Here is a 22,545-nt window from a genome sequence, read left to right as displayed (position 1 = left end):
CCCGCCGTCAAGGGCGGAGGCCACTTGCTTCCATCGTATTTCGGGCCTGCCTAGCTTTCTCCGGCTCCAGGCGCATTTTGGCGTTTGGCTTGCCGGCGGTCGTTGAACTGCCGGATCCTCAGCATGAACATCAGCAGGACGGCAACCGCCATGCATTGAATGATCGGAAGCTTGTCGATCTGGAAGACGACCAGAATGGCCGAACCGATAGCCATGATGACGTAGACCAGAATTTCCTTGAGAATCGGCAAGCGCTGCTGCGGACGGAATACCTTGTTGAAGATATAGATAACCCCTGCCAGAATCAGGATATACGATACGAGCGCATGCTCGCTGAGCCAATGCTGCATCCCAGTTCTCCTCCTTGAGTGGATATCAATGCCGGCAGGCCCGATATCATAAAGACGAACAAGCGGCGAATTTGGATGCCGGCCGGCTGGCCGGCCCCAATCGCCGCTGTTACGTTCATGATTCAGGCAAGCCGCTTGAACCGATTATACGTTTGCCGAAGTTTTGCGCTGCTTCTCGGCACGCTCGCGTTCGCTCTTGTTCAGGAGCTTCTTGCGCATCCGGATGGATTTAGGCGTGATTTCGCAGTATTCGTCGTCGTTGAGGTACTCCAGCGCAGCTTCGAGGCTGTACGTGCGCGGCGTTTTGAGCCGGACCGTATCGTCCTTCGTCGCGGAGCGGATGTTCGTCAGCTGCTTTTCCTTGCAGATGTTGACGACGATGTCCTGGTCGCGGTTATGCTCGCCGACGATCATGCCTTCGTAAATCTCCGTGCCCGGCTCCAGGAACAGAATGCCGCGGTCTTCTACGCCCATCATGCCGTAGAAGGTCGATACGCCGTTCTCGGTTGCGACCAGAACGCCTTGGTGGCGTCCGCCGACTCCGGAGCCGGCGATCGGACCGTAGCTGTCGAAGGCATGGTTCATGATGCCGTAGCCGCGCGTCAGCGTCAGGAAATGGGTCCGGTAGCCGATCAGGCCGCGTGCCGGAATGATGAATTCCAGGCGGACCTGGCCGTTGCCGTTGTTGACCATGTTGACCATTTCCGCTTTGCGCGTTCCAAGGCTCTCCATGACGGCTCCCATGCTTTCTTCCGGAACGTCGATGAGCAGGCGCTCGTACGGCTCGGATTTCACGCCGTCGATTTCCTTGACGATGACCTCAGGCTTGGAAACCTGCAGCTCGTATCCTTCGCGGCGCATGTTCTCGATCAGGATGCCGAGGTGAAGCTCGCCCCGGCCCGATACGATGAAGACGTCCGGGCTGTCCGTATCTTCGACGCGCAGCGCGACGTCGGTCTCGAGCTCTTTGTAGAGGCGCTCGCGAAGCTTGCGGGAAGTGACCCACTTGCCTTCGCGTCCGGCGAACGGGCTGTTGTTGACGAGGAACGTCATCTGCAGCGTCGGCTCGTCGATCTCCAGCACCGGCAGGGCTTCAGGCTTCGCGGGATCCGCGATCGTCTCGCCGATGTTGATGTCCTTGATGCCGGCGATGGCGACGATGTCGCCGCCGGCCGCTTCCTCGACCTCGACGCGCTTCAGTCCCTGGAAGCCGAACAGCTTCTCGATCCGGGCTTGCTTGATTCCGCCTTCGCGGGTCATGACGGCGACCGTCTGGCCTTGGCGGATGACGCCGCGGTTGACGCGGCCGATCGCGATGCGGCCCATGTATTCGTTATAGTCAAGCAGCGTGACGAGGAATTGCAGCGGATCCGTGACGCTCTCGGTCGGATGCGGGATATGCTGGACGATCGTTTCGTACATGGCTTCCATGTTCTCGTCCTGCTTATCCAGGGTCATGCTGGATGTGCCCATGAGAGCGGAAGCGTACACGACCGGAAATTCAAGCTGCTGGTCATTGGCGCCAAGCTCGATGAAGAGGTCGAGAACCTCGTCCACGACAGCCTCGGGAGTCGCGTTCGGACGGTCGATCTTGTTCAGGACGACGATCGGGGTCAGGTTGTGCTCGAGAGCTTTGCGCAGAACGAACTTCGTCTGCGGCATGCAGCCTTCGAAAGCGTCCACGACGAGCAGAACGCCGTCGACCATCTTCATGATGCGCTCCACTTCGCCGCCGAAGTCGGCGTGCCCGGGAGTATCGACGATGTTGATGAGGTAGTTCTTATAGTTGATCGCGGTGTTTTTCGCCAGAATCGTAATGCCGCGCTCCCGCTCCAGATCGTTGGAGTCCATCGCCCTTTCATGGACGACTTCGTGGTCGCGGAACGTTCCGGACTGTTGCAGCAGCTTGTCGACAAGCGTCGTTTTGCCGTGGTCGACGTGCGCGATAATGGCGATATTGCGAATGTTCTCTCTTGCTTGCATAACTTCTAATCCACTCCATCTCTTTGTGTTCAAAAATAGACCGACATCCAGCTTACCAGCGGACACGCTTGCTCATCATCATCCAGCCGCCGACAGCGACAAGCACGATGGCGATGAGGTAAATACCCCAGCTCCAAAGCAGTACGAAAGCCATGCAGGCCGCCCATACGATGCCCAGGATCAAGGCGATCGAATAGGCGCTTTTTGGGTGGGAAGAGTCGAACATGTAGTATTCATACAGCCCGACGGCCAGTCCAAGAATGAAGAAAGGCCACAGAAATTTCATGTACCCCCATCCGAACCAGTTGCTAAACAGGAACACCAGTGCATATACGGACAACATACCGCCCGGAACCAGCGCTGCCGCAGGAATCAGCCGGCCAAAGTAGAGCACATGCAGCAGAACGCCCGGAATCAGCACGAAGAGCGGCCAAAAAACCGAACCGATAAAGCTGAAAACTCCCAATCTGCCCAGAAGAATGAAAATCCCTGCCAGCAGGATAACAATTCCGGCGGAATATTGATTGCGAATCAATTTCTATCCCCCCGTTTCCCATAACGCCTGCCGAAGCAACGGCAGAAGACGACAGCTCATATCTTTCTTATTCTATAGGAAGTGCAATAAAAATACCAGCAGGAACAAGCAGGGAAATGAAATAAACCCGAAGCGGGCTTCGGGTCGCCGCAAGCGGCGGAAAGTCATGGCCGGTTTTTCTTCATCGTCGCGATGCCGAGCACGATGACGAGCGGAATGAACAGCACCGGGATAGCGGCATGGGCGAGCGGAATCCGTGCGAAGACGGCATGCAGGCCGGGATCGGAGACGAGCATTTCGCCGGCTGCGTATCCGAGCAGGCCGGAGCCTGCGTAGACGAGCGACGGGTAGCGGGCCAGAAGCTTGCCCAGCACATGGCTGCCCCAGATGATCATCGGTATGCTGAGGACGATTCCGAGCATCATAAGTACGGGTTCGCCGTCCGCCACGGCGGCAACGGCAAGCACATTGTCGAGGCTCATGATGAAATCCGCCGTGACGATCGTCCATACGGCGCCGGCCAAGGTTGCGGCGACAGCCGGCCTCGCTCCGGAAGTGCCGGGACGCCTTCCCGCTTCGGCGTCATGCAGCAGCTTGACGGCGATCCATACCAGCAGCACGGAGCCTGCGGCCTGCAGGTAAGGGAGCTGCAGCAGAGAGATGGCGGCGAGCGTCAGCAGGCATCTCAGCCCGACAGCGGCGAAGGATCCCCACCATACGGCGCGCTCGCGCTGCTGCGAGGGCAGCTGGCGGCTGGCCATCGCAATGACGACGGCATTGTCCCCGCTGAGCAGAATGTTGATCATGATGATTTGCAAAAAAATCCAGAGATTGTCCACCCGTACATCCCCTTTCTATTTCAGAGGTATGTCCAAGCTTGCGGAAATATGCAGGCGGCCTTCCTTCTTCCCGCTGCGCGCGCCCGCCGCTCCGATTCCTGCTTCTTTGGCTCCTAACGGCGGTGCCGGAATTCCGGGGTGCAAGCGAAGATGCGGAATTCCATCGGCACGAAATAAATTCTGACTGCTAAAAAAAATGAATCCATTGTCCGAACGCCCCCGTATAAGGGTAGGTACTTATGAGGTTTAACGAAGAGAACTTGAAGGAGGAGCTTGTATGGACTGGTTAGGGCCTCTGCTGACCATCATTTTCATCGATCTTATGCTTGCCGGAGACAACGCGATCGTCATCGCCCTCGCGGCCCGCAACCTGCCCAAGGAACAGCAGAAAAAAGCGGTCATCTGGGGAACGTTCGGCGCGATCGCCATCCGCATGGTCGCGACGGTGCTCGTCGTTTATCTCCTTGATGTTCCGTGGCTCCATCTTGCCGGCGGTCTCCTGCTGATCTGGATTGCTTATAAGCTGCTGGTGCAAGAGGACAGCAGCCATGACAATATCAAGGCGGGGGGCACGCTCGGCGCCGCGATCGGAACAATCGTCGTCGCGGACGCAGCCATGGGCATCGACAACGTGCTCGCCGTTGCAGGCGCTTCGCATGGCAACATCTGGCTCGTCATCGTCGGCCTTCTTATCAGCATCCCGATCGTCGTATGGGGCAGCACGGTGTTCATCAAGCTGATCGAGAAGCTCCCTTGGATTCTGTACGTCGGCGCAGCCGTTCTTGGCTATACGGCCGGACATATGATTGCCGGAGAGCCGAAGGTCGCCCACCTGTTCGACGGCCGTCCGATGCCGGAATGGGTGTTCATCCTCATCGTCATCGCCCTCATCCTTGGAGCAGGCTTGCTGACCAACTGGATGCGGAAGAACAAAATGAATTCGCAGCAAAAAGAAAGGGAGACCCATTAGAGTCTCCCGGAGCCTGCCGGAAATATGCCGGCGGGCTTTTTTTAGTTGAGGCCGGTCCTAGAACCAATCCCGGTCCTCGGATTCCTGCAAGACCGCAGATTTGCGCTTGATGATTTCGCCTCGGCTCAGGACGATCGTCTCCGTATTCTCCGCAGCGAGCCTCACCATGTCCCCCAGCCCCTCGATCGACTGCTCGGTGCGCTCCACCACGCGCAGATTGGGATTCGTGCTCGGGGATTTCGGCACGAACAGCGTGCAGCAGTCCTCGAACGGAAGAATGGAAGTCTCGTACGTGCCGATCTGTACGGCCTTGTCGATGATTTCCTGCTTGTCCATCATGACGAGCGGCCTCAGCAGCGGCAGCGACAGCGTGCGGCCGATGACGTTCATGCTTCCGAGCGTCTGGCTCGCCACTTGTCCGAGGCTGTCGCCTGTCACGACGGCTCCCGCTCCATGCTTCTCCGCCAGCAGCTCCGCGATGGCGAGCATCGAGCGTCTCATGAGCGTAATGGTCAAGTGCTCCTGGCCCGTCTGCGTAAAGCGGGTCTGGATATCCGTGAACGAAACGAGATGGAGCTTCAGCGGCTTGCCGGCATACACCGACAGCCAGCGCGCAAGCTCGATGACCTTGTCCGTCGACTGCTCGCTCGTGAACGGATAGCTGTGGAAGTGCACCGCCTCCAGCTCCAGCCCTTTGCGCATGGCGGACCAAGCGGCGACGGGACTGTCGATTCCGCCCGACAGCAGCAGCATCGCTTTCCCGTTCGTTCCGTACGGAAATCCTCCTGCGCCAGGCTCGCTCGCGCAATAAAGGTACGTTCCTTCCGGCTGAATGTCGACCCGCAGCTCCGTCTCGGGACGATGCACGTCCACGGCGAGGCCGGGGTAAGCCCGCAGTATGGCTGAGCCGACGATATGGTTCATGTCATAGGACGGATGCGGAAAGCCTTTCCATCCTCTTTTGGTGGACACCTTGAAGGTCGCAGGCTCCTTCGGCAGCGATTTCCATACTTCCAGCGCCGTCTCCCGGATCGAGTCGGCATCCGACTCGGTCCTCTTCACCGGGCTGAAGGAATGGATGCCGAACACCTTGCCCAGTCCGGCGGCAGCTTCTTTGTACGAAGCCCCGTTCAGCTTGATATAGATTCGTCCGTACGTTTTGTTGAACTCAAGTTCGGGCATATGCCCGAGCGCATCTTGAACATGCCGCAGCAGCTGCTGCTCGAACCTTCCCCGATTGCGGCCCTTCAGCGTAATCTCGCCGAACCGGACGGTTATGAAGTCATAAATCATTTATCTCCCATTCCTTTCAAGGGGCTTCAGCCGGCGGACCGCTTCGGCCAGGGCGTCCGCCAGCCGGTCGATATCCTCCGGCCCGTGCTCGTCCCCGAAGCTCACACGGATTCCCGCTGCCGCCCTGTGCCTTGGATAGCCCATCGCCAGCAGCACGCCGCTCGGCTTGTCGTCCTTGGAGGAGCAGGCAGATTTGGTCGAGACGAGCATGCCCGCCTCCTCCAGTGCATGGACGAGCACTTCAGGCTTCATGCCGGCATAGGAGAAGTTGAGCACATGCGGCGCCTGATAAGGCGAATCCGGTGCGGAATCCCCGTTCACTTCAAGCTCCGGCAGCAGGGCAATGCGGTCCAATAGGCGGCTTCTCAGTCCGCCCAGCTTGCGCGCGCGCTCTTCCCTGGATTCCATGGACAGGCGGACCGCCTTGGCGGAAGCAACGATGCCCGGCACGTTCTGCGTACCGGGCCGGAAGCCGCTCTCCTGCTCGCCCCCTCCAAGCAGCGGCTCCAGCCTTACGCCTCCACGGACGTACAGGAATCCGCTGCCCTTCGGACCGCGAAGCTTATGGGCCGAACCGCTGAACAGATCGATCCCCCACTCCCTCAGCCGTACGGGCAGCTTGCCGATGCTCTGGACGCCGTCGACATGGAAGAGGGTGTCGGGACAGCCCCGCAGCAGGCTCCCCGCTTCCGCAATCGGCTGCACGGCTCCCGTCTCGTTGTTGACCTGCATCAGGCTGACCAGAATCGTGCCCGGCTTCATGGCATCGCGGAGCTGCTCCACGCTGATCCGGCCTATGGAATCCACGGGCAGATAGGTGACCTCGAAGCCTTCCCTCTCCAGCTGGAGGAACGCCTCCAGCACCGAGGCGTGCTCCGTGACGGAGGTGATCAAATGGCTGCCTTTGGAACGATTCGCTCTCGCCGCGCCCTTGATGGCCAGCTGGTTGCTCTCCGTGCCTCCGGAAGTGAAGATCCACTCGTCCGCTTCCACCTCGAACAGCTTGCCGAGCAGCTCTCTCGCCTGGCGGATGAGACGGTCCGCATCCAAGCCTGCGCGATGCAGAGAGGACGGATTGCCGTAATGCCGCTGCATGACCTCTGCCAGCGTCCGCACGACATCCGGATGAGGAGGCGTCGAAGCGCAATGGTCAAAGTAAAGCCAAGCCTTTTCCGGGTTCATTTAGTCCAAGACTCCTTTTGGCAAAAAAATAAAAAAACCGCCTGGCCGGCTGTCCCCGATCGGATCGGGACAGCTTCGGAGCAGCGGTCATGGTACATGTCCGAATGTTGAACAGGCACCCACTATCGTATCGCAAAACAGGTAGCGTTACAAGCGGAGCGAGCTTTCCTTCTCCAGCACTTTGGCCACATAACGCTGGGTTTCGGCCGGCAAGGTGGAGAAAAGGGCGCTCAAGGACGATTCATCGGAAATGCCGAGGCGGTCAAGCTTTCCGGGTCCTGCATTGTAGGCTGCGAGCGCGGTTGCCGCGCTGCCGTCGTACTTGCGCAGCAGATACGACAAGTATTTCGAGCCGCCGTCGATATTTTGAGCCGGATCGAACGGATCGGTCACGCCAAGCCCGCTTGCCGTCCCGTCCATCAGCTGCATGAGCCCTTTGGCCCCGGCGGACGATTCGGCGCTCGGGTTGAAGGAGGATTCCGCTCCGATCACCGCCTTGATCAACGACTCGGATACTCCGTAGCGGGCTGCGGCAGATTGGATCATGCTTTCGTAAGGCGCTGCGGAGCCGTCCGCCGCTGATCCCGAGACAGCCGGGCTCATCGAGTCCAAGCCTCCGGGCAAGCCCGTCTGCAGCAGCTGCAGCGAGGCCGGAATGCCATAGCCGTAGGAATCGTCGTTTTCCTCGCCAGCCCATGCGCTCTGGTCCGATGCCGAAAGCTGGGACAGCAGCTGGTCGAACGAGGTTTGTCCGACAGCCGAAGTGCCGGAGGCGGAAGAGCCGGTGAGCTGGCTCAGGCTCGGCGACAGCTGCAGTTTAAGCAAAGTCGTGAGGATGCGGGGGTCGATGGACATCATGTCATTCCTCTCTAGCCATTGTCATGAAATGTATATCGGTTTATCGCCAGTCAAAATGAATGCCTGGTCAAAGATTAAGCTGCTAGCCGCAACCGGTCGCGTCTCGGTCGCTGCCGGATCGAAAAAACCCGTCCTCGGAAAAAGGACGGGCTGCAATCAGCCGAGCATCAAATATAAGGGCAGTAAGATCAAATAAACGGCGGCGGCCAGCCCGCCCATCGCCATCGCGATGCCGCCGAGCATCCGGCTGCCTTGGAAAAAGGCGAAATAACCGAATACGGCCGCCGTAATTCCCATAAATGCCGGCCAGATCAGCCAGGATAGCACGGCGAATACGAGTGCGGTCCAGCCGAGCGAGCGGCCGGCCGAGACGACTTCGCGCTTCAGCGATTCGATGCGCCTTTGGCTGCCGCTGGATTCGGAATGCGGGGCCGGCGCGATTTCGGCAGCCGTTTCCACATCGCCGAATTGCTCGCGCGAGCGGGCGATCCAATCCTCATGCCGCTTCTTCCGAATTCCGTGACGGCGCCTCGATGGATCGGACATAAGCCCTCAGCCTTCCTTCGGCTTGAACGTATGGCAGCAGGTGGCGGAGGATTCCTTGGCTGAATCCTGGTGGTTGACGCCAAGATCCTCATCGGCGAATTCGGCCGTCAAATCCGCATGGGCATGCTGGTCGATCTCGATGTTGATGGCATCGGCGCCACATTGGTTGCCTTGTCCCCAAAACGCACAGTTCGATACGCTGCAAGCTACGCCTTTTGGCATAGTCGATCACCTCCGCTACAAAGAATTCCCGCGGCGGGCCCGACGTATGCTTTCCTATTTCTGACCTTGCATCCTGCGCTGGGTCATGTAGTCATTTTCATAATAGGCAAGGTCGTCGCGCAGCTCTTCGTAAATCTTGGATACGCCGAGCACGATGTCGCGCGCCGCGCGCACGGGCTTGTGGCGGAAGCGGATCGCATCCTGGCCCGTATAGGCATATCTTCCATCCTCGGAATACCCCTCGTTCTTCGGATAGAAGAACGCGTTCACGCTATGATGGTAAACCTCATACAGCAATCTCTCCGCATAGTCATTGTCAAAGGTCGGGCGGCGCAGCGTGACGCCAAGCTTCTCGTAAGCCACTTCGGAATAGACCAGAAGATGGCGCAGATCCGACAGCAGCCCTTTGTAGAAGGTCTGCTCCTCGCCGCCTGCATCCGGCGCCTCCAGCTGCGGGAGTGCATGCTGGTTCAGGAATGGCTCCAGCAAGGATACGGCTTCTTTGAGCTTGCCGCGCGTGGATTCGCTTAACGCTTTGACGTTGGCAGATGGCATTGTGATGTTCCCCTTTCATCGATCCAGCAAGACTTTGATGGTCACGTTTATCCTATCACAGAACAGCGGCGATTTGTAGGTATTTGGGACATGTTCCTGCATCGTCCTGCACCCGCAGCCGAAGCCGAAGCGCATAATTCCGGGCTTCCTTCCCAACTCTAAAGGAGCACGCTCGTCCAGTTACTTATGCTTTCGGGAGGTTTTCTGAAGCTATGCGAAAAAAATGGATCGGCGCCTTCGCGGCGCTCGCTTTCCTTGCCATTCTGATTCCGATCAGCCCGTTGTTCGTATCTCCCGGCGCCAAGCATCATGAGCAGCAGCAGGCCAAAACACGAGTCCTTTCGGCCCGGGAAGAACATCTTCTCAAGGAAGCAGACGTCAAGCACGATATGGACGCCACCTCGCAGTTGTGCGCCTCCCAATGCTCCAAGGACATCGGCAAGCTGTTCTCGCTTGCGGATCGTCCGTCCGCCGACAAGGAGCGCGGCATGAAAAAGCTGATCGCCATGCATCCGCAGATGCTGCGGCTCGAGTGGATGCAGAAAGACAAGGCGTCCATCTCCGCGGGCAGCATGCCCAAGTCCGCCGAAGCCAGGCTGAAGGCTTCGATTCAGGCGGCGAAAAAAGGAGTCGAAGCCGGCAGCCGGTACCAGTCCCCTATCGTCGAAGCGGATGGCCAGCGCTACATGGTGCTTGGCATTCCGGCTTACGGCGGCCGAGAAGGGGTGCTCGGAATCATCCGGCAGGATATCGTCGGCCAGGTGCAGAGGCATCAAATGCGCAATCTGCGGCTCGTGCCGTATCCAGCCGAAGGCCATTACAGAGTCGAATCGGTCCATGCGGGAACCGGCCGTGAAATGACCGTCCGCACGGGCGAGGACAATGGCGCGTCCAGCCATTATCATGTGCAGGAAGTTGTTGTCCGGTTCCGCAGCCATCCCGGACCGGGAGAGCTGGCGCGCATCCGGCGGGACATCGGCGCCGTGTCCGAAAACAAGATGAACAGCACGTTCATCTTCCGATCCCGCAGCATGGACGCCATGAAGATGATGGGCTATTTCCGCAAGAAATGGAATCCCGTCTATGTCGAGCCCCATTACCTGTATATAACCAACGACCGTCCCCTCGAAAATAAAGCCGGCAGCGGCGCGAGGGGCTTGGTGGACGAGACGGCGGCCCAGCCGATCATTCCGAACGACAGGCTGTATTCCGACTATCAATGGAATCTGCCGTCCATCGAAGCCGAGCTCGGCTGGAACCTGTCCAAGGGCAGCGATGCCGTGAAGGTCGCCGTGCTGGATACCGGCGTCCAGGCCGACCATCCCGACTTGACCGGCAAGCTGGAGCCGGGAACCAACATCGTGACGAGCGGATCGAAGCCCGACGACGATGTCGGTCATGGCACCCATGTCACCGGCATCATCGCCGCCACCGTCAACAACGGGGAAGGCGTAGCCGGGCTGACGTGGTACAACAAGATCATGCCGGTCAAGGTGCTGGACAGCAGCGGAGCCGGCTCCACGTATTCCGTTGCCCAAGGGCTCATCTGGGCGACGGACCATGGCGCCAAGGTCATCAATATGAGCCTGGGCAACTATGCATCCGCCGAGTTCCTGCATGACGCGATCAAATATGCCTACGACAGGGACGTCGTCCTCATTGCGGCCAGCGGCAACGACAATACGGACCGGCCGGGCTATCCCGCCGCCTACCCGGAAGTATTCGCGGTCGCCTCGACCGACTCCAAGGGCCAGAAATCGTCGTTCTCCAACTTTGGAGATTACATCGACGTCGCCGCTCCAGGCGACAGCATCGCAAGCACTTACCCCGGCAGCCAGTACGCGGCATTGTCGGGAACATCGATGGCGAGCCCCCATGTGGCCGCTCTGGCGGCCCTGATCCGCTCGCGCAATCCCGACCTGACCAACGTCCAGGTGATGGATATCATGCGCCGTACGGCGATCGATCTCGGCGCCAAAGGTAAGGATTCTTATTTCGGCTACGGGCAGATCGACATCGACAAGGCGCTGCGGGAAGCGGGCAAGACGGCTCAGCCGCTCCAGGCATTTCCCGAACAGGTGAAAGGGCGGCTGCAGCGAATTACGGACAAATTCAAAAACAGCGCCAGATAGAAACGCAAGAAGGAGCCCCCGGCAGGGAGCTCCTTCTTTGTGCTTGCCTTCATGCGCCGGCCGTATGCCGGCAAGAGGCCGTTTATGCTGGTTTAGTCGTGATTGGGATGGGAATTCGTTGCGGAAAGCCTGCCGTAAGCCGGGTTCTGTGCTCTTCGTGGTCCAGACGGGAACGACCCTCCCACTGCAAGCGACAATCATCTATCTAGGCCTGCCATTGCTGGCAGGCTCAAGCGACCAACCCGAACGCTCCCCGGGCAAGGGTTGCAGCGCGAAGCTGCCGCGTTCTCTTAGGTCTTGCTCCGGATGGGGTTTACCAGCCGCGTTGTCGCCAACGCCGCTCGTGGTCTCTTACACCACGGTTCCACCCTTGCCTGATCCGCGCCGCAAGCGGCGGGCCATCGGCGGTCCATTTCTGTGGCACTATCCTTCGGCTCGCGCCGACTGGACGTTATCCAGCATCCTGCCCTGCGGAGCCCGGACTTTCCTCTCGCGGCACTAGCCGCCAGCGATTGTCTGTCAGACTTTCCAAACCCTTAGCTAGTATACCTGCTGCAGCCTCATCAAGCAAGCCGGAAAGGCTCGGTATTTATGGTTGAGGCGGCCACTTCCGTGCTGTACTTGGATCCGGCCAGACGCTCGCGCAGCCAGTCGGCTGTTTTGGCCTTCATGATCTTCTCCGCATTATGGCCGGGATCGATCAGCGTCATGCCCGCCGCCAGCGCATCATGGGCCGAGTGGTAGTCGATGTCTCCGGTAATGAGCACCTGCGCCCCGGCGAACTGCGCGGCCCGCCAGTATTTGGCCCCGGAGCCGCCCAGCACGGCTGCCTTGCGGATCGTCGCGGAGAAATCGCCGGTGACCCGCACGAACGGAACGTCGAAGGCGGCTTTGACCCTTTCGGCCATGCCTGCGAGCGTGATGGGCTCTTCCAGCTTGCCGGAACGGCCAAGCCCGCGGACAACGCCCTCCTGCTGGAGCAGCGTGATGTCGAAGGCGACTTCTTCGTATGGATGGGCGCTCTGCATCGCTTGGACAGAACGCTTCAGCAGGCTTTCCGGCACGATGGTCTCCAGCCTGATCTCGTCGACCGTCTCAAGGCGTCCTGTAGAGCCGATATAGGGATCCGTACCCGGCCCGGGACGGAACGTCCCCCTTCCCTCCACGCTGAAGCTGCACTGGTCGTAAGCGCCGATCGAGCCTGCGCCCGCTGCCCACAACGCTTCGCGGACAGCCTCGTGATGGGAACCCGGGACGTACACCGACAGCTTGAACAGCTTGTCCTCATGCACCTTCTCCAGGCTGACCCTTCCTTCCGGCTTGATGCCGACCGCATCCGCCATCCAGTCGTTCATGCCGCCGTCAGCCGTGTCGAGGTTCGTATGGGAAATGAATACGGCGATATCATGCTTGATCAGACGCTCATAGAGCGAGCCTGCCGGCGACGACGTATCGATCTTGGCCAGCGGCCTGAAAATGATCGCATGATGGGCGATGATCAGATCGGCCCCCATGGCGATCGCTTCCTCCACCACGGCTTCCGTGACGTCCAGCGCGACAAGCACTTTTCTGATCTCCTTCTGCAGCGTGCCGAGCTGCAGACCGATCCGGTCGTTTTCCACCGCGTATTTTTTGGGAGCCAGCTGCTCCATCAATCCTGTGACGAATTGTCCGCTTGCGAACATGACAGCACCTCCTCGATCAGCCGGCACTCGCGCCTGAAACCTTCGGCACGGGCTGCCGCTTCTTCCGTTCCGGATTTTTGCAGTTCTCCGACGATCCGCTCCAATTTCTTCAGCTCGGAGCGCCATTTGAGGGCGAAGGCTTCGGTTTCGTTTCGGCCGCGAAGAAGCCAAGGGCCCATTTTCAGCCGCAAATCCGACTCCTCTTGAATCGACAGCCCCTCAATCGTCGTGCCCGAGCCATAGAGCCGGTCATTCAGCGTCGCATGCTCGGGGTTCCGAACCGCATGGAGAACTTCATAGAACTTGCCGTCTTCCTCCAAAATCGTCTCGTCCTGCAAGTACCAGCCCTGCTCCCGCAGCCATTGCCGAACAAGCTCCTCGCCTATATTCGGCTGCAGCACGAGCTCGGTGACGCCCTCCAGCTTGCCGGCCGCAGCCCCCTCGTCCAGAATCGTCCGGATCAAGCCTCCGCCCATGCCGGCTATAGTGACGGCATCGGCTTCTCCTGTCTGGAGCACCTCCAGGCCGTTGCCCCGGCGGGCCTGAATCAATGACGTCAAGCCGGCGGCTGCGATGCCTCGGCGAGCCGCTTCCAGCGGTCCTTCGTTAAGCTCTCCGGCAATGCCGGACGGACTGATGCCGCTCTGCACGAGATAGACGGGCAGCAGCGCATGATCCGATCCGATATCCGCGATTCGCGATCCTTTGGACACAAACCCCGCTATGGCGGAAAGTCGTTTGGAAATCAACATATCAGGCAACCCACGCTATCCAATTTTTTCGCAGAAGGAAAAGAGCCCCTCCGCCTATGACCAGTTTACCAACAAACAGCGCCTGGAGCCAAACTCCCGAGCCCGAATTTGCAAAGAGAGCGATTTCCGGCATCAGGACAAGCAGCGCCGAGAAGCCGAGCAGCACCGCGCAATCGCGCTTGCTCCACCGCTGTGCGAACCATCCCGACCAGGAGAACAGGCCGGCAAGCGGCAGCCAGTACAGCTGGGCTTGAAACAGCGAATAAGGGTACGAATGGTTTCGGAGCAGTAAGGAGTAGACGATGGCAAGGCAAGCCCAGCCGCTGAAATGAAGCAGCGGGATGCGCGCGGCAATGCCGTACGCAATCCAGAATGCAGCGCAAAGTCCGAGAACGAGAGCTTTCCAGCCCCACGCATCCAAGCCGTGCAGGTGAAGAAGATAGAGCGACAAGCCGGCCAATGACAGCATAGCGAGTCCGATCCAGCTCAGCCCGACCGTTTCGTTGCGAGGCCTCAGGATCGTCCCCGCCGTAAGCATGCCCCCCGTTGCCAACAGGCAGAGAGCTATTTGCAATGCCGGATGAAAAGAGCTAAAATGAAGAACAATCAAACAGAAAAAGGAAAAGATAACAAAAATAGATATCCATTTCCAGGCCGAAAATCTTCCGGAACCGCCCGCGGCCGGTTCCTTCGAAACATCGGGTTGCGCTTCCTTCTCGGTGACATACAGGTTGAGCAGGAAGTCGCAGTAATGATCGGGAAGCAGCTTCCCTTTTCTCCACTGCTGGATTTCCTGCACGATGATGCGGCGACGGTCAGCTTCCATATTCGGCTCCTTTTCACGCAAAGGTTCAGGCCGGCAAGGCAGATATGCCTCAGCCGGAACGGTATACCGTAGTCATCGACAACAAGGCTCGGATGTTGAAGGGACTTCGGTCCCCGATGACCATGGTCCCACAGCAATTTGCCCGCCTGTCCATGACTAAAAAAAGACCCTCTGCCGGCGGCAGAAGGTCATTCCTTGAAGGTCTATTCCAGAAAATCCTTGAGCCGCTTGCTGCGGCTCGGATGGCGAAGCTTGCGAAGCGCCTTGGCTTCAATCTGGCGGATCCTCTCGCGCGTGACGCCGAATACCTTGCCTACTTCCTCGAGCGTCCTTGTCCGGCCGTCATCGAGGCCGAAGCGCAGGCGGAGAACGTTCTCCTCCCGCTCCGTCAGCGTATCCAGCACATCCTCAAGCTGCTCCTTCAGCAGTTCGTAAGCGGCGGCATCGGCCGGCGCGAGAGCTTCCTGATCCTCGATGAAATCCCCCAGATGCGAGTCATCCTCTTCCCCAATCGGCGTTTCCAGCGATACAGGCTCCTGGGCAATCTTCATGATCTCGCGGACCTTGTCCGTGCTGAGATCCATCTCGGCGGCAATTTCCTCCGGCGTAGGTTCGCGTCCGAGCTCCTGCAGCAGCTGGCGCGAGACGCGGATCAGCTTGTTGATCGTCTCCACCATGTGGACAGGAATACGGATGGTCCGGGCTTGGTCGGCGATGGCGCGGGTAATCGCCTGACGAATCCACCAGGTCGCGTACGTGCTGAACTTGAAGCCTTTTTGGTGATCGAATTTCTCGACAGCCTTGATGAGACCCATGTTGCCCTCCTGGATCAGATCCAGGAACAGCATGCCGCGTCCGACATAACGCTTCGCGATGCTGACGACGAGACGAAGGTTGGCTTCCGCAAGACGGCGCTTCGCTTCTTCATCGCCTTTCTCGATACGCTTGGCCAGCTCGATCTCGTCATCGGCCAGCAGAAGCGGGACGCGTCCGATCTCCTTGAGATACATGCGGACAGGATCGTTGATCTTGATGCCCGGCGGCAGCGAAAGATCGTCGTCGAAGTTGAAATCGTCGCTTTCGCGTTCCTGGTCTTCGCTGCCCATAGGGGTCGGGCCGTCCTCGGTCTCGTTGGTCACTTCGATGCCGAGATCGTCCAGCTGCTCAAAAAATTCGTCGATCTGCTCCGGCTCCTGGTCGAACGGAGCAAGCTTGTCGATGATTTCTTTATAGGACAGGGAAGAACGCTTTTTGCCCTGTTCAATGAGCTGGTCTTTCACCAGCTCCATTTTTTGTTCGTTGTCCAGCTCAGTATGTTGGTCATTCGCCATATTCCCGACTCCCTCCTCCCTAGAAATGTTCGTCCTGCCGTTTCATTAGCTGTCTTTCTAGGGCGATAATCTCACTTTGGATCTTGGCCGCCTTCAGCACGTCGCCGCTCCGCTCCGCCCGCAGGGCTTCTTCTCTCCTGAGCTCGATTTCCCTCAGCTGCGGCACCTTCAGAATCTCATGAATGTAGGCCGAAAGCAGATGCTCGTCAAAAGGAGACGAATCCTCATGCATCAGAATGGAAGCCGCCGCCCTCTCCAGGCGGTCATCCTGCAGCGAAGCGATGAACCGGCTAGCATCCGGCTCATGCCCTTGCGCGTAATAGGCGTATAAATAAGCAGCAAGCGCCGCGTGATCCTCCACGTTGAATGCATCTCCGAGCCGGTCGTAAATGCTCCGTGCGACTTCGGCATCCCGTATCATCACGCCGAGCAGCCTGCGTTCCGCGCGCTGGTAAGCGGGCAGCAGTGCAGGCGCGGCAGGCGCACGCCTCGTTTCATTCCTACCATTATTCCACGAATTGTCGTTCTTATCCCTGTCCGGCCTGGATTTCTGGCGTTCGCTGTACAGCCTGTGGCAATCCTGCTTCAGCGATTCCAGGGAAATTTCGAATTCTCGCGACAATTCCTTCAGATACACTTCCTGTTCCGTTCGGGAATCCAGTTCCGCTACAATGCCAACGGCTTCCATGACATAATTTTTGCGGCCCTCTTCTCCTATGAGTGTATGACTCCTGCGTGAATATAGTAGTTTAAATTTCGTGACCGACACGGGATTGTCCATCGTCTCCCGCATGAAGGTCTCCGCGCCGAAACGGGTAATGCATTCGTCCGGATCCATGCCCTTGGGCAGCATGGCGACGAGCACGCGAAGCCCGGCCTTCTCCAGGATCGGGATGTTCTTCATGACGGCGGCTTGGCCGGCGTCGTCTCCGTCGTAACAGAGGATGATTTCCTCCAAATCCCTTGAAAGCCGCTTCGCCTGCTCTTCGGTCAAAGCGGTTCCCATCGTGGCCACGCCGTTTTTGACTCCGGCGCTCCATGCCTTGATGACATCCATATACCCCTCGAACAGCACCCCGGAACGCTTTTTGCGCATGACCGGCCGCGCAGCGTGCAGATTGTACAGCAGCTTGCTTTTGCCGAACAGCCTCGTCTCCGGGGAGTTCAAGTATTTGGGCTGGGAGTTGTCCATGATGCGTCCGCCGAAGCCGCATACTTTGCCGTCCCGATCGCGGATCGGAAACATGACCCGTCCTCGGAAACGGTCGACGTGGCCGCTGCCGTCGGATTTGGCCGAAAGCAGTCCCGCTCGTTCCAGCAGCTCGGGCTCGTAGCCCCTGGAGGTCAGAAATCTGGAGAGCGTGTCCCAACTTTCAGGCGCAAAACCGATGGAGAACTCGTCGATCAGCTTGCTGTTCAGCCCCCTGGAGAGCAGATAAGCGCGAGCTTCCTGGCCCTGGGCGGAATTGTTGAGCAGATAATGGTAGAACTTGGCGGCAAGCTCATGCGCCTCATAATGGCGCTCGAGCTCGGGGTCACGAGGCGAAGAGCTATCGTCGGACGCGTCCCATGTAATGGGCATCCCCGCCTCTTTCGCCAAATGGCGGACGGCTTCAGGGAAAGTGTAGCCCTCGATCTCTTCAATGAACCGGATGACGTTGCCGCCTTTGCCGCAGCCGTAGCAATGAAAAATCTGCAGCTCCGGCGTGACCGTGAAGGAGGGAGTCCGTTCGGAATGGAACGGGCACAGCCCCTTCATGTATTTGCCGTTCTTGGTTAGATGAACGTACTTCCCTACCGTGTCCACAATTTCATGATGCCGGCGCACTTCATCGATGACGCTGTCCGGTATCTTGCCATATGCCACTCGTTCATCACCTTCGTCTTAATAACACGTAATACTATTCGCTAGACCCTATCGTTTTCCTGCCTGTGCTTCAAAACTTTTGTCAGCTTTTGTTGAAAGCAGACCCGGTCTTCCGACGTCATGGCCTTAGGTCCTTTGGTCCTTCCGCCGCTGCGTCGGATGACGCTTTGCTCATGCCGGCGGGCCATCAGGAAGTCGATGTTCCCGTCCGTGTAGCTCTGGCCGCGAAACCCGATCACTTCGGCTCCCTTGGCCAGCGCGATGGCGGCAAGTCCAAAGTCTCCGGTAATGACGATATCTCCGCGGCGGATGCGGTTCAGGATATAAAGATCGGCCGACTGGCTGCTTCGGTCCACATGGACCACTTCCGTGCCGGGCTCTCTCTCCAAGCGATGGTCATAGGACGAGACCAGCACCACCGGCACGGATGCGGCGGCTGCAGTATCGATGATTTCCCGCTTGACCGGACAAGCGTCGGCGTCAACAACGATCACAAACGGCTCTCTCAATAGGATCCTCCCGTCAACCCGTCCTGCCTCGGGCGCAGCCGCCGCTCCGGTCATGCTTCATCACGAGGCTGCAAATGCTCCGGATGTGTTCCATGACGGAGCTTCAGCTGCCCCGGACATGCTCCATGATAAGGCTTGCCGTTTCTTCGACCGCCCTGTGGGACACGTCGATGACAAAACAGCCGATCCGGTCCATGATCTCCTTGGCGTAGAGGAGCTCCCTCTCGATGCGCTGCGCCGTCGCATAGGAGGCGCTGTCAGGCAGGCCGAGCGCCTTGAGCCGCTCCTTGCGGATGACGTTGAGATAATGGACGTCGATCGTAAGGCCGACAATCCGCTCCCTTGGAACCGAGAACAGCTCGTCCGGCGGCTTCAGTTCCGGCACGAGCGGGACGTTGGCGACTTTGTATTTCTTGTGGGCGAGATACATGGACAACGGGGTTTTCGACGTCCGTGATACGCCTACAAGAACAATATCGGCTTTTTTGACGCCGGTTGTATCCCTAGCGTCATCATATTTGACTGCGAATTCTACCGCTTCGACCTTGCGGAAGTAATCCTCGTCAAGCACATGGTTGAGGCCGGGCTCCTGCCTGGACGGCATTCCAGTCTTCTTCTCGAGGCTGGCGACCAGCGGGCCGAGCAGATCGATCGTCTCGACTCCGCTTGCAGCTCCCAGAGTGGTCATCGCTTCCCGCAAATGGGGAAGGACGAGCGTATACAGAATGATCGCTCCGTTGCCCCTGGCAAGCTCGACCACCTTGGCCAGCGACTGCTCGTCCGCCACGAACGGAGCCCGCCGGATCTGGGGCACGATGGGATGGAACTGGGCCGCTGCGGCACGGACGACGAGCTCGCCCGTATCCCCGGCGGAATCGGATACGACATATACGATCACATCGCGAATCTGAGCCGGCTGATTCATGCCGGTCATACCCCCTATCCAAATATAATCCGCCTTAAGGGGTGCGCCTTAAGGCGGGCCGAGAGAATATCAGGACCAGACCAGCTTGGAGAAATCTGCGTAGGCCGCCGCATCGCGGGCGATCTGCGACAGGAGCGCCAGGCGGTTGCGGCGTACCGCTGCATCATCGGCCATGACCATGACGCTGTCGAAGAACGCCGTAATCGGGCCGCGCAGTTCCGACAGACGGGCCAGCGCGCCATGGGCGTCGCCGGCTTCCATGGAAGCCGCGAACCGGACGTGAACGCCATTGGCATGCTCGAACAGGCTGCGCTCGGCTTCCGCCTCCAGCAAGGAAGCGTCGACGGCTGCGCCCTCCTCCGCTTTGGCGGCAAGATTGGCGGTGCGCGTCAAGGCGTCCACGACGCTCTTGAAGTCGTCCTTGTCCGGTCCGGTCGCCAGCGCGATGAGCGCTCCGGCGCGGCTGACGGCCATATTGAGATCGTCGAATCCGGCCGCCAGCGCCGCATCGATCACATCGTAGCGGTTGCCTTGTTCCGTAAGCACGTTCTTGAGGCGCAAGGCAAAGAAATCGTAAAGCTCCTTACGGATTTCATCCCCGCTTCGTTTCAAGCCCCGCTCGGCATGAATATCAAGGGCGAAGCCGAACAGCTCTCCAAGGCCGACCGCCATCCGATGGCTTAGGACGATCTGGACGATGCCGGCTGCCTGACGGCGCAGGGCGTAAGGATCCTGCGAGCCTGTCGGAATGATTCCGATCGAGAAGCAGCCGACGATCGTGTCGATCTTGTCCGCCAGGCTGACGATGGCTCCCGCCAGGGAAGCCGGAGCCAGGTCGCCGGAGAAGCGGGGCTGGTAATGCTCATTGACAGCCCGGGCCACTTCTTCGCGCTCGCCGGCTTTGCGGGCATAGTCTTCGCCCATGATGCCTTGCAGCTCGGGGAACTCGTACACCATCTGAGTCACGAGGTCGAATTTGCAGATTTCAGCCGCGCGGACGGCATCGCCAGCGGCCTGCGGATCCGCCTTCAGAGCTTCTGCGATGCTTCGGGACAGCTTGACGATCCGGCGGACCTTGTCCGCTACCGTGCCGAGCTCTTCGTGATAGACGACATTTTCCAGCTTGCCGAGAGCTTGGGCGATCGGAAGCTTCTGGTCTTCGTCATAGAAGAACTTCGCGTCGGACAAGCGGGCTCGGAGCACCTTCTCGTTGCCTTTGGCGACGTTCACGAGCGAGACGGAATTCCCGTTGCGCACCGTCACGAAGTAGGGCAGCAGCTTGCCGCTGCCGTCCAGCACCGGGAAGTAGCGCTGATGCTCCCGCATCGAGGTGATCAGCACCTCCTGCGGAATTTCCAGGAAGGCGGAGTCGAACGTCCCGAACAGCACGGTCGGCGTTTCGACGAGGAACAGCACTTCCTCCAGCAGATCGTCCTTGATGGAGATCGTCCAGCCTTTTTCTGCAGCAAGCGCTTCGATCTGTTCCACGATCAGCTTCTCGCGCTCCGCGATATCGGCGATGACATGCTGGGAGCGGAGAGCTTCGATATAACGGGCGGGCTCTTCCACTGCCGTCTCGCCTCCAAGGAAGCGATGTCCGCGCGTCACGTTGCCGCTGCGGACGCCGGCGATTTCCAGAGGAACGACTTCGCTTCCCAGCAGCGCGATCAGCCATTTGATCGGACGAACGAATTTGAGATCGTAGCTGCCCCAGCGCATGTTTTTGGGGAAGGTCATCGCGGCCAGAATGCCGGCGAGGCCTTCCGGCAGCACCGTTGCCGTGTCGGTGCCGATGCTGCTTTTGCTGGCATAGACGTATTCCACTCCCGCAAGCTCCTTGAAGAACAGAGCCTCGGGCTCCACGCCCTGGCTGCGGGCGAAGCCGACCGCCGCCTTGCTCCAGTTCCCCTCGGCATCCTGGGCGATTTTACGGGATGGCCCTTTCACGTCCTCATGCACGTCGGCCTGCTTTTCCTCCACGCCTTCCACAAGCACGGCGAGACGCCGCGGAGTCGCGTAAGCGTGGATGTCTCCATGGCCGATTCGGGAATCGTCCAGCCATTTGGCCGTCCGGTCCTTCAGCTGGTTCACGGCTGCGCGCACGAAGCGGGCAGGCACTTCCTCAAGACCGATCTCGAACAGCAGATCCTTAGCCATTCTGCTCAGCTCCTTTCTTCAGCAAAGGGAAGCCGAGGCGTTCCCGCTCCTCCAGGTAAGTGGCCGCGCAGGTGCGGGCGAGGTTGCGGACACGCGTAATATAGCCCGTCCGTTCCGTAACGCTGATCGCGCCTCTCGCATCCAGCAGATTGAACGCATGGGAGCATTTCAGCACATAATCGTAAGCCGGGAATACGAGGTTCTGCTCCATGGCTCGGCGGGCTTCGCCTTCGTACATGGAGAACAGCTGGAACAGCATCGCCGAGTCGCTGACTTCGAACGTATATTTGGAATGCTCGTACTCAGGCTGCAGGAAGACATCGCCATAAGAGACTCCTTCTACCCATTCGAGGTCGAAAACATTTTCCTTCTCCTGAATATAGGAAGCCAGACGCTCCAGCCCGTACGTGATCTCGCCGGATACCGGGCTTGTCTCGATGCCGCCGACCTGCTGGAAATAGGTGAACTGCGTAATCTCCATGCCGTTCAGCCATACTTCCCAGCCAAGGCCCGCGCAGCCGAGTGACGGGTTCTCCCAGTTGTCCTCGACAAAGCGGATATCGTGATGCAGCGGATCGATGCCCAGACGCTTGAGGCTTTCCAGGTAAAGCTCCTGAATATTGTCCGGGGAAGGCTTGAGAATGACCTGGAACTGGTGATGCTGATACAGCCGGTTCGGATTTTCGCCGTAACGGCCGTCAGCAGGACGCCGGGATGGCTCCACATAGGCTACGTTCCACGGCTCTGGGCCGATGGAGCGCAGGAATGTCATCGGATTCATCGTTCCGGCGCCCTTTTCCACGTCGTATGGCTGGACCAGAATGCAGTTCTGTTCCGCCCAGAATTGCTGCAGCGTCAGAATCATGCCTTGAAAATTCATCATATGCACTCTCCTTCAAGTGGGATGGAATCCCGGATCCATGAATCCGGGGATGCCGTCAGATGGAAGGGAGAGGGGCTGTATGCACGCAAAAAACCCTCGCCGCCTACGTCTGACGCACAGACGTAGGGACGAGAGTCTGCTCCCG

22 protein-coding genes and 1 other RNA gene are annotated in these 22,545 nt (G+C 59.0%); 3 read left to right on the top strand and 20 right to left on the bottom strand.

Annotated features, from left to right (window positions below):
* Positions 1-50: 50 nt before the first annotated feature.
* The 4 genes from PHU01S_RS14825 to PHU01S_RS14810 form a co-directional block, all read right to left on the bottom strand.
* A complete protein-coding gene (locus PHU01S_RS14825) occupies positions 51-350 on the bottom strand; it encodes a YlaH-like family protein (RefSeq protein WP_048744427.1) in 300 nt (99 codons plus the stop codon).
* A gap of 144 nt (positions 351-494) precedes the next feature.
* Entirely contained in the window at positions 495-2,333 is a 1,839-nt protein-coding gene (gene typA / locus PHU01S_RS14820; RefSeq protein WP_048744425.1) for a translational GTPase TypA, read from the bottom strand.
* A gap of 52 nt (positions 2,334-2,385) precedes the next feature.
* Positions 2,386-2,868, bottom strand: coding sequence for a hypothetical protein (locus PHU01S_RS14815; RefSeq protein ID WP_021877501.1), 483 nt, complete (start codon positions 2,866-2,868; stop codon positions 2,386-2,388).
* Between the two features lie 164 nt (positions 2,869-3,032).
* Positions 3,033-3,707 (bottom strand): TerC family protein, encoded by a 675-nt coding sequence (locus PHU01S_RS14810; RefSeq protein ID WP_232312782.1) that lies wholly within the window; start codon positions 3,705-3,707, stop codon positions 3,033-3,035.
* Between the two features lie 277 nt (positions 3,708-3,984).
* On the opposite strand from PHU01S_RS14810, the gene PHU01S_RS14805 reads away from it, so the two are divergent.
* Positions 3,985-4,677 (top strand): TerC family protein, encoded by a 693-nt coding sequence (locus PHU01S_RS14805; RefSeq protein ID WP_021877503.1) that lies wholly within the window; start codon positions 3,985-3,987, stop codon positions 4,675-4,677.
* A gap of 57 nt (positions 4,678-4,734) precedes the next feature.
* Here the strand turns inward: PHU01S_RS14805 and thiI are convergent, their stop codons facing one another.
* The 6 genes from thiI to PHU01S_RS14775 all read right to left on the bottom strand — a co-directional run bounded on the left by thiI (position 4,735) and on the right by PHU01S_RS14775 (position 9,333).
* The gene (thiI, locus tag PHU01S_RS14800; protein ID WP_127508199.1) at positions 4,735-5,970 is read right to left on the bottom strand and encodes a tRNA uracil 4-sulfurtransferase ThiI; all 1,236 of its coding nucleotides are present in this window, start codon (positions 5,968-5,970) and stop codon (positions 4,735-4,737) included.
* Positions 5,971-7,152, bottom strand: coding sequence for a cysteine desulfurase family protein (locus PHU01S_RS14795; protein WP_127508197.1), 1,182 nt, complete (start codon positions 7,150-7,152; stop codon positions 5,971-5,973).
* Between the two features lie 147 nt (positions 7,153-7,299).
* Entirely contained in the window at positions 7,300-8,010 is a 711-nt protein-coding gene (locus tag PHU01S_RS14790) for a lytic transglycosylase domain-containing protein (protein ID WP_307721808.1), read from the bottom strand.
* Between the two features lie 156 nt (positions 8,011-8,166).
* The gene (locus PHU01S_RS14785; RefSeq protein ID WP_048744420.1) at positions 8,167-8,556 is read right to left on the bottom strand and encodes a hypothetical protein; all 390 of its coding nucleotides are present in this window, start codon (positions 8,554-8,556) and stop codon (positions 8,167-8,169) included.
* Between the two features lie 6 nt (positions 8,557-8,562).
* The gene (locus tag PHU01S_RS14780; protein ID WP_021877508.1) at positions 8,563-8,778 is read right to left on the bottom strand and encodes a DUF1540 domain-containing protein; all 216 of its coding nucleotides are present in this window, start codon (positions 8,776-8,778) and stop codon (positions 8,563-8,565) included.
* Between the two features lie 54 nt (positions 8,779-8,832).
* Positions 8,833-9,333: a YpuI family protein gene (locus tag PHU01S_RS14775; protein WP_021877509.1), complete on the bottom strand. Its 501-nt coding sequence runs from the start codon at positions 9,331-9,333 to the stop codon at positions 8,833-8,835.
* A 212-nt stretch (positions 9,334-9,545) separates the two neighbouring features.
* On the opposite strand from PHU01S_RS14775, the gene PHU01S_RS14770 reads away from it, so the two are divergent.
* Positions 9,546-11,465: a S8 family peptidase gene (locus PHU01S_RS14770; protein ID WP_127508195.1), complete on the top strand. Its 1,920-nt coding sequence runs from the start codon at positions 9,546-9,548 to the stop codon at positions 11,463-11,465.
* Positions 11,466-11,585: 120 nt separating this feature from the next.
* Here PHU01S_RS14770 and rnpB read toward each other — a convergent pair.
* From rnpB to PHU01S_RS14750, 4 genes are all read right to left on the bottom strand, one after another.
* Positions 11,586-11,993, bottom strand: an RNA gene (rnpB, locus tag PHU01S_RS14765) — RNase P RNA component class A.
* Between the two features lie 35 nt (positions 11,994-12,028).
* Positions 12,029-13,150 carry a Nif3-like dinuclear metal center hexameric protein gene (locus PHU01S_RS14760; RefSeq protein WP_048744417.1) on the bottom strand — a complete coding sequence of 374 codons (1,122 nt, stop codon included), beginning with the start codon at positions 13,148-13,150 and terminating at the stop codon, positions 12,029-12,031.
* Positions 13,117-13,902 carry a tRNA (adenine(22)-N(1))-methyltransferase gene (locus PHU01S_RS14755; RefSeq protein WP_127508193.1) on the bottom strand — a complete coding sequence of 262 codons (786 nt, stop codon included), beginning with the start codon at positions 13,900-13,902 and terminating at the stop codon, positions 13,117-13,119. Before PHU01S_RS14755 ends, PHU01S_RS14760 begins: the two co-directional genes overlap by 34 nt.
* 1 nt (position 13,903) lies before the next feature.
* On the bottom strand, positions 13,904-14,440 hold the full coding sequence (locus PHU01S_RS14750; protein WP_127508191.1) for a hypothetical protein: 537 nt from the start codon (positions 14,438-14,440) through the stop codon (positions 13,904-13,906).
* A 57-nt stretch (positions 14,441-14,497) separates the two neighbouring features.
* On the opposite strand from PHU01S_RS14750, the gene PHU01S_RS26355 reads away from it, so the two are divergent.
* Positions 14,498-14,800 carry a hypothetical protein gene (locus PHU01S_RS26355; RefSeq protein WP_127508189.1) on the top strand — a complete coding sequence of 101 codons (303 nt, stop codon included), beginning with the start codon at positions 14,498-14,500 and terminating at the stop codon, positions 14,798-14,800.
* 131 nt (positions 14,801-14,931) lie between these two features.
* On the opposite strand, the gene rpoD is transcribed toward PHU01S_RS26355, so the two are convergent.
* The 6 genes from rpoD to glyQ all read right to left on the bottom strand — a co-directional run bounded on the left by rpoD (position 14,932) and on the right by glyQ (position 22,397).
* Positions 14,932-16,059, bottom strand: a complete 1,128-nt coding sequence (rpoD, locus tag PHU01S_RS14740) for an RNA polymerase sigma factor RpoD (protein ID WP_048744411.1) — start codon at positions 16,057-16,059, stop codon at positions 14,932-14,934.
* Between the two features lie 19 nt (positions 16,060-16,078).
* On the bottom strand, positions 16,079-17,926 hold the full coding sequence (gene dnaG, locus PHU01S_RS14735; protein WP_021877515.1) for a DNA primase: 1,848 nt from the start codon (positions 17,924-17,926) through the stop codon (positions 16,079-16,081).
* Positions 17,927-17,967: 41 nt separating this feature from the next.
* The gene (locus PHU01S_RS14730) at positions 17,968-18,441 is read right to left on the bottom strand and encodes a YaiI/YqxD family protein (RefSeq protein WP_246029243.1); all 474 of its coding nucleotides are present in this window, start codon (positions 18,439-18,441) and stop codon (positions 17,968-17,970) included.
* Positions 18,442-18,538: 97 nt separating this feature from the next.
* Entirely contained in the window at positions 18,539-19,369 is an 831-nt protein-coding gene (locus tag PHU01S_RS14725) for a pyruvate, water dikinase regulatory protein (RefSeq protein ID WP_373864541.1), read from the bottom strand.
* 60 nt (positions 19,370-19,429) lie between these two features.
* A complete protein-coding gene (glyS, locus tag PHU01S_RS14720; RefSeq protein WP_127508183.1) occupies positions 19,430-21,517 on the bottom strand; it encodes a glycine--tRNA ligase subunit beta in 2,088 nt (695 codons plus the stop codon).
* Positions 21,510-22,397, bottom strand: a complete 888-nt coding sequence (gene glyQ, locus PHU01S_RS14715) for a glycine--tRNA ligase subunit alpha (protein WP_049869661.1) — start codon at positions 22,395-22,397, stop codon at positions 21,510-21,512. The genes glyS and glyQ overlap by 8 nt, the downstream gene beginning before the upstream one ends.
* Between the last annotated feature and the right edge of the window lie 148 nt (positions 22,398-22,545).

The sequence above is a fragment of the Paenibacillus humicus NBRC 102415 genome (genome assembly GCF_004000905.1).
GTDB classification, from domain to species: domain Bacteria; phylum Bacillota; class Bacilli; order Paenibacillales; family Paenibacillaceae; genus Paenibacillus_O; species Paenibacillus_O humicus.
Note: the sequence above shows the minus strand (reverse complement) of the source record. Positions and strands in the feature narration are given on the sequence as shown.

What these genes read in the sequence shown, in the direction of transcription:
- PHU01S_RS14825 (WP_048744427.1), bottom strand. Translation starts at nt 350, where the DNA reads ATGCAGCATTGGCTCAGCGAGCATGCGCTCGTATCGTATATCCTGATT.
- typA (WP_048744425.1), bottom strand. Translation starts at nt 2,333, where the DNA reads ATGCAAGCAAGAGAGAACATTCGCAATATCGCCATTATCGCGCACGTC.
- PHU01S_RS14805 (WP_021877503.1), top strand. Translation starts at nt 3,985, where the DNA reads ATGGACTGGTTAGGGCCTCTGCTGACCATCATTTTCATCGATCTTATG.
- thiI (WP_127508199.1), bottom strand. Translation starts at nt 5,970, where the DNA reads ATGATTTATGACTTCATAACCGTCCGGTTCGGCGAGATTACGCTGAAG.
- PHU01S_RS14795 (WP_127508197.1), bottom strand. Translation starts at nt 7,152, where the DNA reads ATGAACCCGGAAAAGGCTTGGCTTTACTTTGACCATTGCGCTTCGACG.
- PHU01S_RS14790 (WP_307721808.1), bottom strand. Translation starts at nt 8,010, where the DNA reads ATGATGTCCATCGACCCCCGCATCCTCACGACTTTGCTTAAACTGCAG.
- PHU01S_RS14785 (WP_048744420.1), bottom strand. Translation starts at nt 8,556, where the DNA reads ATGTCCGATCCATCGAGGCGCCGTCACGGAATTCGGAAGAAGCGGCAT.
- PHU01S_RS14780 (WP_021877508.1), bottom strand. Translation starts at nt 8,778, where the DNA reads ATGCCAAAAGGCGTAGCTTGCAGCGTATCGAACTGTGCGTTTTGGGGA.
- PHU01S_RS14775 (WP_021877509.1), bottom strand. Translation starts at nt 9,333, where the DNA reads ATGCCATCTGCCAACGTCAAAGCGTTAAGCGAATCCACGCGCGGCAAG.
- PHU01S_RS14770 (WP_127508195.1), top strand. Translation starts at nt 9,546, where the DNA reads ATGCGAAAAAAATGGATCGGCGCCTTCGCGGCGCTCGCTTTCCTTGCC.
- PHU01S_RS14760 (WP_048744417.1), bottom strand. Translation starts at nt 13,150, where the DNA reads ATGTTCGCAAGCGGACAATTCGTCACAGGATTGATGGAGCAGCTGGCT.
- PHU01S_RS14755 (WP_127508193.1), bottom strand. Translation starts at nt 13,902, where the DNA reads ATGTTGATTTCCAAACGACTTTCCGCCATAGCGGGGTTTGTGTCCAAA.
- PHU01S_RS14750 (WP_127508191.1), bottom strand. Translation starts at nt 14,440, where the DNA reads ATGCTTACGGCGGGGACGATCCTGAGGCCTCGCAACGAAACGGTCGGG.
- PHU01S_RS26355 (WP_127508189.1), top strand. Translation starts at nt 14,498, where the DNA reads ATGAAGAACAATCAAACAGAAAAAGGAAAAGATAACAAAAATAGATAT.
- rpoD (WP_048744411.1), bottom strand. Translation starts at nt 16,059, where the DNA reads ATGGCGAATGACCAACATACTGAGCTGGACAACGAACAAAAAATGGAG.
- PHU01S_RS14725 (WP_373864541.1), bottom strand. Translation starts at nt 19,369, where the DNA reads ATGACCGGCATGAATCAGCCGGCTCAGATTCGCGATGTGATCGTATAT.
- glyS (WP_127508183.1), bottom strand. Translation starts at nt 21,517, where the DNA reads ATGGCTAAGGATCTGCTGTTCGAGATCGGTCTTGAGGAAGTGCCTGCC.
- glyQ (WP_049869661.1), bottom strand. Translation starts at nt 22,397, where the DNA reads ATGAATTTTCAAGGCATGATTCTGACGCTGCAGCAATTCTGGGCGGAA.